The sequence below is a fragment of the Bacillus luti genome (assembly GCF_001884105.1).
GTDB classification, from domain to species: Bacteria; Bacillota; Bacilli; order Bacillales; family Bacillaceae_G; genus Bacillus_A; species Bacillus_A luti.
Genome location: NZ_MACI01000022.1, coordinates 16,829 through 32,752, shown reverse-complemented (window position 1 = coordinate 32,752; position 15,924 = coordinate 16,829). Strand labels below are relative to the sequence as shown.

At 37.3% G+C, this 15,924-nt stretch carries 16 protein-coding genes and 3 other annotated features (1 of these 19 running past the window's edge); of the genes, 5 read left to right on the top strand and 11 right to left on the bottom strand.

Annotation, left to right across the window (positions count from 1 at the left end):
• Window positions 1–40 precede the first annotated feature (40 nt).
• From asnS to BAQ48_RS06155, 4 genes are all read right to left on the bottom strand, one after another.
• Entirely contained in the window at window positions 41–1,432 is a 1,392-nt protein-coding gene (gene asnS / locus BAQ48_RS06170) for an asparagine--tRNA ligase (RefSeq protein ID WP_071710409.1), read from the bottom strand.
• A gap of 52 nt (window positions 1,433–1,484) precedes the next feature.
• Window positions 1,485–1,736 (bottom strand) — a binding site (T-box leader).
• A 143-nt stretch (window positions 1,737–1,879) separates the two neighbouring features.
• Entirely contained in the window at window positions 1,880–4,300 is a 2,421-nt protein-coding gene (gene pheT, locus BAQ48_RS06165) for a phenylalanine--tRNA ligase subunit beta (protein ID WP_071710408.1), read from the bottom strand.
• 18 nt (window positions 4,301–4,318) lie between these two features.
• On the bottom strand, window positions 4,319–5,353 hold the full coding sequence (gene pheS / locus BAQ48_RS06160; RefSeq protein WP_000388217.1) for a phenylalanine--tRNA ligase subunit alpha: 1,035 nt from the start codon (window positions 5,351–5,353) through the stop codon (window positions 4,319–4,321).
• A 43-nt stretch (window positions 5,354–5,396) separates the two neighbouring features.
• Window positions 5,397–5,625: a binding site (T-box leader), on the bottom strand.
• 48 nt (window positions 5,626–5,673) lie between these two features.
• Window positions 5,674–6,471 (bottom strand): TrmH family RNA methyltransferase, encoded by a 798-nt coding sequence (locus tag BAQ48_RS06155; protein WP_071710407.1) that lies wholly within the window; start codon window positions 6,469–6,471, stop codon window positions 5,674–5,676.
• 82 nt (window positions 6,472–6,553) lie between these two features.
• On the opposite strand from BAQ48_RS06155, the gene sspI reads away from it, so the two are divergent.
• The 4 genes from sspI (at window position 6,554) to BAQ48_RS06135 (ending at window position 9,087) form a co-directional block, all read left to right on the top strand.
• Window positions 6,554–6,763, top strand: a complete 210-nt coding sequence (sspI, locus tag BAQ48_RS06150; RefSeq protein ID WP_000009509.1) for a small acid-soluble spore protein SspI — start codon at window positions 6,554–6,556, stop codon at window positions 6,761–6,763.
• Between the two features lie 329 nt (window positions 6,764–7,092).
• Window positions 7,093–7,650, top strand: coding sequence for an HD domain-containing protein (locus BAQ48_RS06145; protein WP_071710406.1), 558 nt, complete (start codon window positions 7,093–7,095; stop codon window positions 7,648–7,650).
• A gap of 161 nt (window positions 7,651–7,811) precedes the next feature.
• Entirely contained in the window at window positions 7,812–8,525 is a 714-nt protein-coding gene (locus tag BAQ48_RS06140; RefSeq protein WP_071710405.1) for a CPBP family intramembrane glutamic endopeptidase, read from the top strand.
• Between the two features lie 184 nt (window positions 8,526–8,709).
• Complete coding sequence (locus tag BAQ48_RS06135; protein ID WP_071710404.1) at window positions 8,710–9,087, top strand: ammonia permease; 378 nt, start codon at window positions 8,710–8,712, stop codon at window positions 9,085–9,087.
• A 37-nt stretch (window positions 9,088–9,124) separates the two neighbouring features.
• On the opposite strand, the gene BAQ48_RS06130 is transcribed toward BAQ48_RS06135, so the two are convergent.
• Together BAQ48_RS06130 and BAQ48_RS06125 are read right to left on the bottom strand one after the other, a co-directional pair.
• Entirely contained in the window at window positions 9,125–10,924 is a 1,800-nt protein-coding gene (locus BAQ48_RS06130) for a DHA2 family efflux MFS transporter permease subunit (protein WP_071710403.1), read from the bottom strand.
• Between the two features lie 12 nt (window positions 10,925–10,936).
• On the bottom strand, window positions 10,937–11,590 hold the full coding sequence (locus BAQ48_RS06125; RefSeq protein ID WP_071710402.1) for an HlyD family secretion protein: 654 nt from the start codon (window positions 11,588–11,590) through the stop codon (window positions 10,937–10,939).
• Window positions 11,591–11,887: 297 nt separating this feature from the next.
• On the opposite strand from BAQ48_RS06125, the gene BAQ48_RS06120 reads away from it, so the two are divergent.
• Window positions 11,888–12,505, top strand: a complete 618-nt coding sequence (locus tag BAQ48_RS06120) for a TetR/AcrR family transcriptional regulator (RefSeq protein ID WP_000023674.1) — start codon at window positions 11,888–11,890, stop codon at window positions 12,503–12,505.
• 42 nt (window positions 12,506–12,547) lie between these two features.
• On the opposite strand, the gene BAQ48_RS06115 is transcribed toward BAQ48_RS06120, so the two are convergent.
• The 5 genes from BAQ48_RS06115 to infC form a co-directional block, all read right to left on the bottom strand.
• Complete coding sequence (locus BAQ48_RS06115; protein ID WP_000163584.1) at window positions 12,548–13,633, bottom strand: M42 family metallopeptidase; 1,086 nt, start codon at window positions 13,631–13,633, stop codon at window positions 12,548–12,550.
• A gap of 70 nt (window positions 13,634–13,703) precedes the next feature.
• Window positions 13,704–14,195 (bottom strand): dUTP diphosphatase, encoded by a 492-nt coding sequence (locus tag BAQ48_RS06110; protein ID WP_000365050.1) that lies wholly within the window; start codon window positions 14,193–14,195, stop codon window positions 13,704–13,706.
• 469 nt (window positions 14,196–14,664) lie between these two features.
• The gene (gene rplT, locus BAQ48_RS06105) at window positions 14,665–15,021 is read right to left on the bottom strand and encodes a 50S ribosomal protein L20 (RefSeq protein WP_001138362.1); all 357 of its coding nucleotides are present in this window, start codon (window positions 15,019–15,021) and stop codon (window positions 14,665–14,667) included.
• Window positions 15,022–15,058: 37 nt separating this feature from the next.
• Complete coding sequence (gene rpmI, locus BAQ48_RS06100) at window positions 15,059–15,259, bottom strand: 50S ribosomal protein L35 (protein ID WP_001125945.1); 201 nt, start codon at window positions 15,257–15,259, stop codon at window positions 15,059–15,061.
• A 21-nt stretch (window positions 15,260–15,280) separates the two neighbouring features.
• The gene (gene infC, locus BAQ48_RS06095) at window positions 15,281–15,784 is read right to left on the bottom strand and encodes a translation initiation factor IF-3 (protein WP_000973214.1); all 504 of its coding nucleotides are present in this window, start codon (window positions 15,782–15,784) and stop codon (window positions 15,281–15,283) included.
• A 62-nt stretch (window positions 15,785–15,846) separates the two neighbouring features.
• Window positions 15,847–15,924, bottom strand: a sequence feature (ribosomal protein L20 leader region) (it continues 43 nt past the right edge of the window).

Below are 15,924 nucleotides of genomic sequence, written 5' to 3'. Positions count from 1 at the left end.
TAAAAAAAGCGAGAGCAGTTGCTCTCGCTTTTTTCATATCTTAAAACTCAGAAGAACCTGGAGTTCTTGGGAATGGAATTACGTCACGGATGTTAGCCATACCAGTGATGTACATTAGGAAGCGCTCGAAACCTAGACCGAATCCAGCGTGTTTTGTACCGCCGTATTTTCTAAGTTCTAAGTACCACCAGTAGTCCTCTTCGTTCATACCTAATTCTTTAATTCTGTCTACTAAAACGTCCATTCTTTCTTCACGTTGACTTCCGCCGATTAATTCGCCGATACCAGGAACTAGAAGGTCAGTAGCAGCTACTGTTTTTCCATCTTCATTCATACGCATGTAGAACGCTTTAATGTCTTTTGGATAGTCAGTTACGAATACAGGGCGTTTGAAGATTTCTTCTGATAAGTATCTTTCGTGCTCTGTTTGTAAGTCAATACCCCATTCTACTGGGTATTTGAAGTCAGCACCTGACTCTTGAAGTACTTTAATTGCTTCTGTATATGTGATACGACCGAAGTCAGAGTTGATTACGTTGTTCATGCGCTCTAGAACTGTTTTATCAACGAAGCTGTTGAAGAATTCCATTTCTTCTGGTGCATGCTCTAGTACGTATTTCATTGCATATTTCAGCATATCTTCTGTAAGGTTCATTACGTCACCTAATTCAGCGAATGCAATCTCAGGCTCAACCATCCAGAACTCAGCAGCGTGGCGAGTTGTGTTTGAGTTTTCCGCACGGAATGTAGGTCCGAATGTGTATACGTCACGGAATGCTAATGCATAAGCTTCAGCGTTCAGCTGTCCACTTACTGTTAAGTTTGTTTCTTTGCCGAAGAAGTCTTTTGATTCATCAACTTGTCCGTCTTCGCCTTTTGATACGTTGTTTAAATCTTGCGTTGTTACGCGGAACATTTCGCCTGCACCTTCTGTATCACTACCAGTGATGATTGGTGTGTGAACATGTACGAATCCACGCTCTTGGAAGAACTGGTGAATCGCAAATGCTGCGACAGAACGTACACGGAACGTTGCAGAGAATGCATTTGTTCTTGGACGTAAGTGAGCGATTGTACGTAAGTATTCAAACGTGTGACGTTTCTTTTGAAGTGGGTAATCAGAATCTGATAATCCCTCGATATCAATTTTTTCTGCTTTAATTTCAAATGGTTGCTTCGCTCCAGGCGTTGCAATTACTTTACCTTCTACTTTAACTGAAGAGCTAAGTGGAAGTTTTGCAATTTCTTTGAAGTTTTCTAACTCTGTATCGAAAACGATTTGAACGCTTTTGAAGAAGCTACCGTCGTTTAATTCGATGAAACCAAATGCTTTTGAATCACGTAAGTTACGAATCCACCCTGATACTTGTACTGTTTGACCTGCGTATTTATCTGTATCTCTATACAGACTTTTTACTAATGTGTTTTCCATAGTGAAATTCTCCTTTGCTGATATATTTAAATACAAAAAAACCTTTCATCCATAAAGGGACGAAAGGTTAAACTTCGCGGTACCACCCAATTTGTCATAAAGACCAACTTTAACTCGTATGTAATACATACTTCCCGGTTTGTAACAGGCCGGATTCCCGTCTAAGTCTACTCTTGAATACAAGATTCAATTTCGGTTAGCAACTCCAAGGTGTTCTTCACATATACCGCCTCATCAGGCTCTCACCGTCCCTGACTCGCTTTGGATTATAGTATATACTACTTTTCCTTATCATCGTCTTTCATTTTGTTAAACTAAAATTAATGTACTACATTCGAGAGAAAGATGCAAGACGCCAGAAAATATATCGGCGATTTTTACAATATATCGGCGGTTCGACAATCGTTCCATAAAAAAAATTGCCGGAATGAATCCGGCAATTTTTTATTATTTACGTAACTCCGCACCAAATTTCTCTTCTACCGTTGTTAATACACGGTTATGTGCTTCTGTTACTTCTTCGTCTGTTAACGTACGTTCTGCATCGAAGTAAGTCATAGAGAATGCAAGTGATTTCTTGCCTTCCTCCATTTTTTCGCCTTCGTATAAGTCGAATAGTGTTACGTCTTTCAGAAGTTCTCCGCCAGCTTCAGCAATGACTTGCTTCATTTCGCCAGCTTTTATTTCTTTCGTTACAACAACAGCCATATCACGTGTCATAGATGGGAAACGTGGAATCGCTGAGTAGTAAGTTTCTTCTGCGTCTGCACCGAATACTTTTACAAGAGATAGTTCGAATACGAATGTATTTTTCACATCTAATTGTTTTTCTGCTTCTGGGTGCAATTGACCGATGAAACCAATTACGTCACCATCTAATACGATGTCAGCTGTACGACCTGGGTGCATACCTTCACGTTTTGCTGGTACATATGTGATTTGGTTTGAAACGCCAAGTACGTCGAATAGTCCTTCTAGTACACCTTTCACAACGAAGAAGTCTACTACTTTCTTCTCACCTTGCCATGCATGGTGAAGAGCAAGACCTGTCATAACACCTGCAAGATGTTGTTCTTCTTTCGGAAGTTCTCCTGCTTCTGTTGGTAAGAAGATAGAACCTACTTCGTATAAAGCAACGCTGTCGTTTTTACGTGCAACGTTGTATGAAACTGCTTCTAGCAATTGTGGCACTAAGCTTAAACGAAGTTGGCTGCGCTCTTCACTCATTGGAAGTGCAAGGTTTACAGGCGCCTTTTCGTTCGGCTCAACCATATATTGTTTCGCTTTGTCAGCGCTTGTTAATGAATACGTGATTGCTTCATATAAACCAGCACCTTCTAGGAAGCGACGTACTTTACGACGTTTCGTTTGTGCTGATGTTAATTTACCACGAGTCATCGTTCCAGAAGGTAATGTAACTGGAATGTGGTCATAACCGTATAGACGGCCCACTTCTTCTACTAAGTCTTCTGAAATTGTAATATCAGGACGACGTGCTGGTACATTCACGTGGAATGTTCCTTCTACTTCTGTGAATGGGAATTTTAAGTTTGTGAACATTGTACCCATCTCACTTGCAGAAATAGTTGTACCTAATACACGGTTTACTTTTTCAGCAGTAACAGATACTGTACGCTCTTGTACTTGTAAGTTGTCAGCTTCTACTACACCTTCAAGTGCTTCACCACCAGCGTATTTCGCCATTAAAGCAGCTGCGTGTTGAATTGCTTCAAATGTACGTGTTGGGTCGATTCCTTTTTCGAAGCGTGCGCTTGATTCACTACGAAGACCTAAGTCTTTTGATGTACGACGCACTGTTTGACCTGCAAAGTATGCAGACTCAATTAAAACATTTACTGTCTCATTTGTAACTTCAGAATCCGCTCCGCCCATTACACCAGCAACAGCTAAAGCTTTTGTTCCGTTTGTAATTACAAGATGGTGATCTTGTAACGTACGCTCTTGATCATCTAACGTTTCAATTTTTTCGCCTTCTTTTGCAAGACGAACAACGATTTCTTTTGAACCTAATTTATCGTAATCGAATGCGTGTAACGGTTGACCGTATTCCATTAAAATGTAGTTTGTAATATCAACTACATTGCTAATTGGACGAATGCCAGCTGCCATAAGGCGCGTTTGCATCCACATTGGTGATGGACCAATTTTTACGTTTTTAACCATTTTTGCAATATATAATGGATTTTCTTCTTTCGCTTCTACACTTATAGAAATGTAATCAGAAGTTTTTTCTGCTGTTTCTTGTAAGTCGATAGCTGGAAGTTTTACTTCGCGGCCGTAAATAGCAGCTACTTCATACGCAACACCTAACATGTTTAAACAATCTGCACGGTTTGGTGTTAAACCAAGCTCAAGTACCTCATCATGTAAGTTTAAAATTTCAAGTGCATCTGCACCAACTTCAGCGTCACTTGGGAAGATGAAGATACCATCTGCGTAGTCTTTCGAAACTAATTTCCCATCAATACCAAGCTCTTGAAGAGCACAAACCATACCGTGAGATGCTTCACCACGTAGTTTTGCTTTTTTAATTTTGAAGTTACCAGGAAGTACAGCGCCAACTTTTGCAACTGGTACTTTTAAACCTTTTGCAATATTAGCAGCTCCACAAATAATTTGAACTGGTTCTTCTTCACCGATATCGATTAAGCATTTGCTTAATTTGTCAGCTTCTGGGTGTTTTTCACATTCTAATACGTGACCAACTACAACACCTTTTACACCTTTATTTAATACTTCAACACCTTCTACTTCAATACCACTTTTCGTGATTTTGTCTGCTAGTTCTTGTGCTGTTACATCTTTAATATCTACATACTCTTGTAACCAACGATATGATACGAACATACTTATCCTCTCCTTCCCTTACGCTCGTTTGAATTGTTGTAAGAAACGTACATCATTTGTATAGAAATGACGAATGTCATCTACGCCGTATTTCAACATTGCGATACGCTCTGCGCCCATACCGAATGCGAAACCTTGATATTCTTTTGAATCATAACCAGCCATTTCAAGTACGTTCGGGTGAACCATACCTGCGCCTAAAATTTCAATCCAGCCAGTTCCTTTACAAGTGCCGCAACCTTTGCCATGACACATCATACAAGAAATATCCATCTCTACAGATGGCTCTGTGAATGGGAAGAAACTTGGACGAAGACGGATTTCACGATCTTCACCGAACATCTTTTTCACGAATACTTGCAGTGTACCTTTTAAATCACTCATGCGAATGTTTTTGTCAATTACAAGACCTTCAATTTGCATGAATTGGTGTGAATGCGTCGCATCATCGTCATCACGGCGATACACTTTACCAGGACAAATAATTTTAATTGGGCCTTTTTCTTTATTATTTTCCATCGTACGCGCTTGTACAGAAGATGTATGTGTACGTAGTAACGTTTCTTCTGTAATGTAGAATGTATCTTGCATATCACGCGCTGGGTGATCTTTCGGTAAGTTTAATGCTTCGAAGTTGTAGTAGTCTTTTTCTACTTCTGTTCCTTCAGCTACTTCATAACCCATACCGATGAATACATCTTCAATTTGTTCCACAACAGCTGTTAACGGATGGTGACAACCTGTTTCAACAGGACGACCCGGCAGTGTAACATCAATTGTTTCAGTTGCTAACTTCGCTTCAATTACTGCTTTTTCTAAGTTACCAATTTTGTCGTCTAGACGCGTTTGAATCGCTTCACGTACTTCATTTACTAATGCTCCCATACGTGGACGCTCTTCTGCTGATAATTTTCCCATGCCGCGTAATACTTCTGTAATCGGACCTTTTTTACCTAAATACGCTACGCGTACATCGTTTAAGCCTTTTAGCTCTTTCGCTTCTTCAATAAGCTCTAACGCTTTTTGCTTTAGCTCTTTTAAACGTGCTTCCATTTGGAACCCTCCTAATTTTAAAAATAAAAAAACCTCGCTCCCAAAAAGGGACGAGGTAAATTCGCGGTACCACCCTAAATTGACAGAACAAGTCTGCCCACTCATTAGTTATAACGATCAATTCTGACCGGAACGCCTTTACATATATATGGTCCTGGCGTCAACTCCAGAGGTGAATTCACTTCCGTCTACCATAAGAATGCTTTCAGTCTATGGCATTCTCTCCCTATATGGCGATTTTGTAAGCTACTCTTCTCTATCAACGTTTTTCGTTATTTAACTTTTAATATAATGTACTTCAACTTATTATAAGAAGTTTTTTATTTGTTCGCAACTGGGCTTTGTAAATAATACGTTAAAATCCCTGCTGCAACTGCAACATTTAATGATTCTGCCCCGCCGTAAATCGGAATATACAAGTTTTGATCCGTTTTTGCAAGAATTTCTTGGCGTACGCCGTTTCCTTCATTCCCTACAATTAATGCAAAACTTCCGGCTGGTGTTACCTCGCCGTAAGGAACGCCATTTTCAAGAGCTGTTCCATATACAGGAACATTATTTTCCTTTAACTTGTCTACCCATTCTTCTAAGTTTCCTTTTACAATGGGTAAGTGGAAAATAGAACCTTGTGTAGAGCGGAGTACTTTACTATTGTAAACATCAACACAACCTTCTCCAAGCACAACGGCATGAATACCAGCTGCATCAGCTGTACGAATAATCGTTCCTAAATTACCTGGGTCTTGAAGGCCATCTAATAAAAGGAATTTCCCGTCAGTAAGAGCTACTTCTTTCTCATGCTTTTCACAAACAGCAAATACACCTTGCGTCGTTTCTGTTTCACGAAGTACTTTTACAATTGCTTCCGGCACGATATACATTTCCACATCATTAACTGTCCAATCTTTCGGAAGGTCTGTTTGATCTGAAACGATAAGTTCTGTTACAACGCCTGCCTTTAAAGCTTCCTCTACTAAATGGAATCCTTCTACAAAAAATAAACCTTTTTTATCGCGTTCCTTTTTCGTTTGCAGCTTTTTCCACTGCTTCACACGCGGATTTTGTACTGAATCAATGTTTTTCATAATATGTATTTCCCTCTCTTCTTGTCTTATCATTATAGCCTATTTTTCATACATATTTACATAAAAAAGAACAAAAACTAACGTCAGTTTCAATTCTGAAGAAGAGGTGAAAATAATGAGTTTTAATTTACGCGGCGCTGTATTAGCGAATGTATCTGGAAATTCACAAGACCAATTACAAGAAACAATTGTCGATGCAATTCAAAGCGGTGAAGAAAAAATGCTTCCAGGTCTTGGTGTTTTATTCGAAGTCATTTGGAAAAATGCTGATGAAAATGAAAAGCATGAAATGTTAGAAACACTAGAGCAAGGATTAAAAAAATAAGCAATTTGAAAATCACCTTTGCATAAGCTAAGGTGATTTTTTTATGCCTATAAAATTTTTCTTTTCCTAAACATTTCTACTTTACTAACGCCGATTGATGGAGTACAATGTTCAAAATACATTTAAACCGATCGTTTTTCTTCATATACACCATTAGATAAAGTGAAACTTTAATTAGTGGGGAGGGGTGTTCATCTCCACTAATTATTAGTTGAACCAATCGGGCTTTTACGGGCAGTTGATTCCCCACCTAACTTCCTCGTATTCGCCGAATTTTGAAGTAGGAATCTTACTGCCCGTTAAAGCGGGATAAAAGGAGTGAATGTTTTATGCACCGTATTACGCTTGAACAAGTTTTTAAACACCACATTACACAAAAATATGTAAATCGTTCTGGAATGGTCCACGCGATTGCTGTCGCTTACCATGCGTTTCACTTAGCTAAAAAGCATCACGCCTCAGTCGATGCTGCGACAAAAGCCGGTTTCCTTCATGATATCGGACACCATACATGGTACACAGGCGGCGAATGGGACTATGACTTATACAAAAAGAATGATATACACGCAATTAAAGGCGCAGAAAGAGCTCATAAATTGCTTATTAGATTAGGAGAACATCCGAAACTAGCAAAAGAAATTTCTATCGCAATTCTCCTTCATACAGATTCTTTCTTAGTAGAACAAGAAATTGAAAGAACATCTCTTCAAAACATTATTAAATGGGCGGATGAAGCAGATGAAGAACCAGGCGGAGCGCACCATTACCGAACGATTTCTTATGAAAAAGCGCTAAAGGCAATCCAACAGTTAGATCGATTAGTAGAGCGTGAATTACAAATAGAGCAATCGAAATCGAATAACAAGGCAGAACATAGTTATCAATGAGAAAGAGGCATCACTATAGGGTGATACCTCTTTTATTATTTTCCCCTAAAAAGACACGGAATATTTCAAATTCGAATCTTGTATGTAATATTTAAACGTAACATTCCAAATTCAAATCAACTATAATTTTATATATAAATATAAAGAGGTGATTTGAACATATGCAACCCGCTGCACCAATTCCACACGAACAGAAAAACTCTATGTCATGGTTACAATTTCTTGGAGTTTTATTCATTATCTTTCCATGTCTCTCATTAATAAATATACTCTTTACATTTTTACCTATTGAGTTATATGGATACATTAACCCAGATACAAATAAACCTTTACTTGAATCTATAGAAAATGTAAGTTATGAATTAGTTGCCCTACTTTTACTAATCGTATTTATAATGAAATATAAACCACTGAAAGAACTAGTATTACCCATATTTGATTTTCGAGTTTTAAAATCTTTTCAAATGTACATCTATGTTCTCATTTATTATGTACTCACCCTGTTTGTAGATATGTTTGTATTAGATAAATTATTTCCTTCATCCGTACAAGAACAATCTGATGCATTGCAACTTTCAACACTAGAGCACTATCCACTTCTCTTACTTCTAGCTGGTGGGATTTTTGCACCTATTTTTGAAGAGCTTGTATGCAGAGGTATTCTTCTTCGTTTTTTCGAAGAGAAGTTTACCTTTTGGTCAGCTGTAATTCTCTCAAGTTTAATTTTCGGTATTGCTCATACGTATTCTGTGGGAATTATGGTTAGCGCATTTATGACGGGAATATTTGCTTGTTTATTGTACAAACAAACTAAATCTATTATTCCAGCTATACTATTACATATTTTGACTAATATAATCGCCTTTTCAACGTAAAAAAGAGGTATCATCACGATACCTCTTTCACTCTTTTATAACAACTTCAAATTCTTCTGTTAACACTTTTCGATAGTTCGTATCGTCACTACTCATTTTTATCAAATTATATATATTTATTAATGATATCCAAAATAATCCTCTCGTAGTAAAATATAACTCATTAACTAGAGGGAGATTATATATGCACGTTTTGAGCTTACTTTGGATTTTCTATGTACCACTCCTTACTTTATGTGGACTTTTTGGCGGGATTTTTTTAATTATTGCAGGAATTAAACATCGCAAATTACTTGTTAGTTTAATGGGGTTACTCAGTCTATCCTTCGTCGTGCTACCTTATGTTTTTTGGGGCATGGGGATTAATGGTGATACAATCCTTCCTATTCCAACTTCTCTATACTGGATCCTATTTTCTTTGACTGGATTATTAGCGGGATTCATTGGGTTAAAAGCAAAAATTAAAAGTATACGTAATATGGGATTCATTATTTTTATTGCAGGAATATTAGGGGTTATTTTTTGGGGACTCATGTCTGCAGGAGATTCATTCTATATTTAGTTGAATTCCTTTTATAAAAAGACAAAAAAGCAGGGAATTAATTCCCTGCTTTTCTATTTGGTTTATTGCCTGATGGTAAGAAGAACGATAACACCCAAGCAATACCTGCGAGTATCGTTGCAATTAAGAAGGCATCGTTAATACCGTTAATTGCAGATAGCTTTGAAATTTGTCCATATAATAGTTGCGTGCTCATCGCATCTCCTGCTTGAGCTGATCCAGCTAAGGCCGCTAAACTTTGGCCCATACCGTGTACTTTATCAACTAATATTGGGTTGGACGTTGTTAACATATTGCCGTAATCTGCTACGTGAGCAGTCGTTTGTTGCGTCATAAGCGTGATTAATATCGCTGTTCCAATTGAACCAGCTACTTGTCTTGACGTATTTTGCGTTGCTGTACCGTGAGAAATTAATTTCATCGGCAATGCGTTCATACCAGCTGTCATAATTGGCATCATAATGAATGACATACCAATTGAGCGTATAATATAATCCGTCATAATAACGCTATACGGTGTATCCATCGATAACGTTGTAAATTCATATGTCGCAAACGTCGTAATGGCTAATCCGACAATTGCTAACGGACGAATACCATACTTATCAAATAGTTTACCTGCAATAGGCCCCATGATCCCCATAATTAATGATCCTGGAAGTAATAATAAACCTGATTCTATCGGTGTGAAACCGCGAATGTTTTGCAGATATACCGGAAGCAATAACATACCCCCGAATAATGCCATCGTTACAATTGCATTAATTACTAAAGTAAACGTAAATACTGGATATTTAAACACTTGTAAATCAAGCATTTTATTGTCCGTTGTTAGCTCTCTCCAAATAAATAACGCTAAACCAATTACCCCAATAACAAGTGAAATAATGACTTCTGCACTAGTCCAACTATTATTTCCTGCTTCACTAAATCCGTACAATAAGCTTCCTAGTCCAATACTTGAACTAACAACACCAAATACATCTAATTTCGTTTTAGATACTGGCTGAGCTAGTGTAAAGAATTTTAAAGCTAGAAACGTAATAATTAAACCAATTACAAACATCCCGTAGAACATCAAGTTCCAGCTATAGTTTTCAATCACCCAACCTGTTACAGTTGGTCCGATAGCTGGCGCTAAAATCATTGCTACCCCTAGTAATCCCATAGCTGCTCCGCGCTTATGAGGAGGGAATAATGTCATGAAGATATTCATACCAACTGGCATTAAAATACCTGCACCAACCGCTTGAATAACGCGGCCCGTCATCATCATTGTAAAGTTACCTGATATAGCACAAATGATAGATCCTACCGTGAAGAATAACATTGCCGCTACGAATAATTTACGATACGTAAATCGTGAAACTAAAAAGGCGCTAATCGGCACTAAAATTCCGTTTACAAGCATAAAGCCTGTAATTAACCATTGTGCTGTTGAAGTTGATACGTTAAATTCATTCATTAACGGAGGCAATGCAACGTTAATGATTGTTTGGTTTAAAATGGAAACGAACATACCGAGAATTAATACAGCTACAACTGCTTTTACATTTACATTTTCCACAGGCATAGACATTTGTTTTTTCGGCACTTCTTTTTCTTGCTGCACTTCTTCTTGCTTTCCTGTTTCTAACTCAACTACATTAGAAATTTCCGGTTCTTGCTTGTTTTCAAATTCTTTCTCTTCTGTTTCTACCTTACTTACTTCTATTTTACTTACGGCTGGGACTTGTTCTTCTCCCGCGTTCGTTTTTTTCTTTCGTAAAAGACGATTTACAAGGAAGAAGACGATTATACAAAATAGTGCATATCCTGCAATTACGATTGAGGACATCTCATCTCCCCCTTACTTATGAATACGAACTGTCACATTCATGCCAGGAACAATATTTACTGATTTGCTATGATCTAAAGAAATTTTAACTGGTACTACTTGTGTTACTTTCGTATAGTTCGCTGTTGCGTTGCTTGATGGTAGCATAGAGAATGTATTCGCTGTTGTTAATCCAACTTGCTCTACTTTTCCTGATAATGTTGTATCTGGATATGCATCTACATACACATCTACATCTTGCCCTTTTTGTACATCGTCAACATCTGTTTCTTCAATGTTTGCTGTTACCCATAGGTTATTCATATCAAATGCATAAGCAATTGGGCTACCCGCTCCAACGAAAGCATTTGTCGTCGCGTTTGATTGTACAACTGTTGCATTTTGCGGAATTGTTACATCTACTGTTTGTTCTCCATTAGCCGCTGCTACAGTGACAGCACCTAATTTATCATTCTCATTGTAGTTCTTTCCTACTTCAGCTTTCCAGTCAGTTAGTTTACCTGCTACTGGTGATGCAATCGGAATTACCTTTCCATCAATTTTTGCATTTTCTGTTTTCAAGTAATTTTCCGCTTGATTGTAATAGTAATAACCGCCAATGCCGCCGCCAACTAGTACAATTAATGTGATAATGTTGATAATCACCATTCTTCGAAACTGATTCATTGCATTCCTCTCCTTATATCGCATATAATTTTTTTCTAAACTATTTACGTCCTTATTGTTTAGACTGTTTAATTGTTAATTATATTAACTTTTAAACAAAAAAATCACACCATTTACAGCGTAAACTAAAATATGTCTACCTGTGAGCGGTGCTGATTTCTGAAGGACTATCGTTTATAATTATAAATAATTATTTTGAATCTACAACCGACAATTTCAGTATGAAATGTCGCTTAAACAACAATATAATACCATTATGTTGTTTAAGTGTAAAAAAATAAACGAGGAGAAGTAACAATGTCTATTAAAAATACAAATGATCCACGTGTAAAGCGGACGAGACAACTCATACAGGATGCTTTTGTCGCTTTAGTAGGCGAAAAAGGATTTGAAAATGTAACGGTCCAACATATTGCAGAACGTGCTCCTGTAAATCGCGCCACGTTTTATAGCCATTACCACGATAAATATGACCTATTAGAAAAAAGTATTGAAGAAATGTTAGAGAAATTAACGGAAGTAATTAAACCGAAAAATAAAAATAAAGAAGAATTTCAACTTACATTTGATTCACCAAATCCAACCTTTTTAGCTTTATTCGAACATATTGCAGAAAATGTGAACTTCTATAACGTTATGCTTGGTGATAAGGCAGCTGGAAACTTCTCTTATAAAATGATGAAAACAATCCAAACACATTTAACATTGAGCTTGTCTATTTCACAGCCGAATGATACAGAACTTATGGTTCCCCGTGACATTCTTATTAGCTATGTGACAGGTGCTCATATTGGAATGATTATGTCTTGGTTAAAAAGGGGCATGATATATACTCCGCATTTCATGGCCATGCAATTAACTCGTTTAATCATTTTAGGAGCTCATACTGCAGCTGGATTAGAAAGACCTTTTTAAAAACATAAAAAAGCGAAGGAGAGGTTCCTTCGCTTTTTTCTATTAATTAAATGTAATGTTATGTACAGCCTCTTTATCAAGACGTTTAATAACTTCCACAATTAACTTCACTGCATTTTCATAGTCATCACGGTGTAACATTGCCGCATGAGAATGAATGTATCGCGTTGCAATCGTAATTGCCATAGAAGGAATACCATTTACAGCAATATGAATTGCACCAGCATCTGTTCCCCCGCCCGCTACTGAATCATATTGGTACGGAATTTGTAATTCATCAGCAACATCCACTACAAAGTCACGTAAACCTGTATGTCCAATAACAGAAGCGTCATATAAAATAATCTGTGGTCCATCGCCCATTTTACTTTGCGCTTCTTTTGCCGTTACACCAGGTGTATCCCCAGCGATACCAACATCTACTGCGAATGCGATATCTGGTTTAATATAGTTTGCAGATGTTTTCGCACCACGAAGACCGACTTCTTCTTGTACAGTCCCTACGCCATATACAACGTTCGGATGCTTTTCATCTTTTAATTGCTTTAATACGTCAATTGCAATTGCACAACCAATTCGGTTATCCCATGCTTTTGCAAGCAACATTTTTTCATTCTTCATCACTTGGAATTCAAAGTAAGGTACAACTTGATCTCCAGGTCGTACGCCCCACTCCATCGCTTCTTCTTGGCTAGAAGCACCAATATCGATGAACATGTCTTTAATGTCAACTGGCTTTTTACGTGCTTCTGGAGGTAAAATGTGCGGTGGTTTTGAACCAATTACACCTGTTACGTCTCCTTTACGCGTTACAATTGTTACGCGCTGTGCAAGCATAACTTGTGACCACCAGCCACCAACCGTTTGAAAACGAAGGAAACCTTTGTCATCAATTTGCGTAATCATAAAGCCAACTTCATCTAAATGACCTGCAACCATAATTTTCGGGCCGTTTTCTTCCCCTACTTTTTTCGCAACTAAACTTCCTAAATTATCAGTAGAAAGTTCGTCCGCAAACGGCTCGATATATTTCTTCATTACTTCACGTGGTTCACGCTCGTTACCCGCAATACCACGTGCATCTGTTAATTCTTTTAGCATTGTCAATGTCGAGTCTAATTTTGTCATTGCCAACACCCTCCTTTTTCTTCAGTCACTTCATTATACAATAATTAAATTGAAATATTCAAAAATTAAATTAGTATCCTTGTGTTTGACGCTGATGATTTACTTCATTTTTGTCTAAATACGCTTTTTCAATCTCTTCTTGTTCGAACTCAAGCGCTTGTCCAAGTCGAAGATAGCTTGTAAATAATTCAATATAGTTCGTAATAGATGGTTGATCTGTAAAACGAATCACTTTCGCATATGTGTCTAAGAAAATTTCTACTTGTGTTTTATTCGTTTGTGCACACTTATAGAATAGGAAGTTTTTATCAATACCTAAATCAATTCCGATTGATAAAATAAAATGCAAACCATCTACGTACTCTTCTAATATTACTTCACGTTCTGAAGCCGGTTTATTGCTCCAATATTTAAAACAACGTGTTTCATTTGCAAGTTCTCCAATTTCTACAAGAAGAGCTAACATTTTTTCTTTTAACAACTTTTTCGGTTGTAAGTCATGTTCTTTCGCAATACGGTCATCTAGTTCTTTTTGTAATTTAAATAGTTGTAGTAAGTCCATTCTATTGTCCTCCTCCAACATCGCATTTTACGCAACAATGTTGTTTCATCTCAAAGTTCATTATTATTTTTCATTTTTTATTAATAAGTCAGCCATTTATCTCTTTACAAAATAGCTTGTCCTTAATTTACAAATACGTTTCAATCATCACTATTAGATTATTCACTCCGATTGGTGATAGTTAATACTTATCCAGGGATTGCCCACTAATAAAAATATTATTTTATCTGATGAAAGTTCCATATCATCTTTCCATTATAGCAGTGTCGTTTCAGGTAGGAAAGATACTCTTCTTTCCAAAGGAGTATAATTGAAAAAAGCCAGGAGGATTCTCCTGGCTTTATATGTATATTCTTCTATATTGCTATAGCTTTTATATTGATTTTGTCATATCGATAACGACATACTTCACTTTGAATACAAACAAAAAACCTTAGAAGAAAAATCTTCTAAGGTTTCAACTAATTAATTAGTTAATGTTGTTTTTTGCAACTGTTGCTAATTCAGCGAAAGCTTTTTCGTCATGAACAGCTAAGTCAGCAAGCATCTTACGGTTAACTTCGATGCCAGCATTTTTAAGACCGTGCATTAAGCGGCTGTAAGAAAGACCATTCATACGAGCTGCTGCGTTGATACGTGTAATCCATAATTTACGGAAGTCACGTTTCTTTTGACGGCGGTCACGGAATGCATACATTAGAGATTTCATAACCTGTTGGTTAGCAACCTTGAATAATGTATTTTTTGAACCGTAGTAACCTTTTGCTAATTTAATTACTTTTTTACGACGTTGACGAGTAACTGTACCACCTTTTACTCTTGGCATAATATTACCTCCTAATTGTTCTATATATCAGCCGAACTTATTTTAAGTTGTCAAGCATTTGACGAATGCGTTTGAAGTCACCAGCGCTTACTACACCAGCTTTACGTAGTTTACGTTTAGCTTTTGTAGATTTGTTAGCGAATAAATGGCTTGTGTAAGCGTGAGAACGTTTCAGTTTACCTGATCCAGTCTTTTTGAAACGCTTTGCAGCGCCGCGATGAGTTTTTTGTTTAGGCATAGGTATTTCCTCCTCTATCTATTACTTATCGTTTTTCGGTGCTAAAACTAAGAACATACTGCGTCCTTCCATTTTAGGCTTAGATTCGATTGTACTAACTTCAGCACAAGCTTCTGAGAAGCGATCTAAAACACGTTGACCGATTTCTTTATGAGTAATGGCACGTCCTTTAAAGCGAATTGACGCTTTAACCTTGTCGCCTTTCTCTAAAAACTTGATAGCATTACGAAGTTTTGTGTTAAAGTCATGTTCATCAATTGTTGGACTTAAACGAACTTCTTTCATGCTAATTACTTTTTGATTTTTGCGCTGTTCTTTTTCTTTCTTCTGTTGCTCAAAGCGGAATTTACCGTAGTCCATAATGCGGCATACTGGCGGTTTCGCATTTGGAGCAACTAATACTAAATCAAGATTAAGATTTGCAGCTAAGTCTAAAGCGTCATTACGAGACTTGATTCCAAGTTGATCGCCATTTGCGCCAACTAAACGTACTTCACGTGCACGAATTTGCTCGTTAATCATCATATCCTTGCTAATAGTAAGCCACCTCCAAGGTTTTCTCAGAACATATTTTGTAGTCATAGAACCCGACAAAAAAAGTGCGGGCATACGACACCCACACTTGTAAAATCTTAAGTAAGAAATACATTTACCTGTAAACTGCT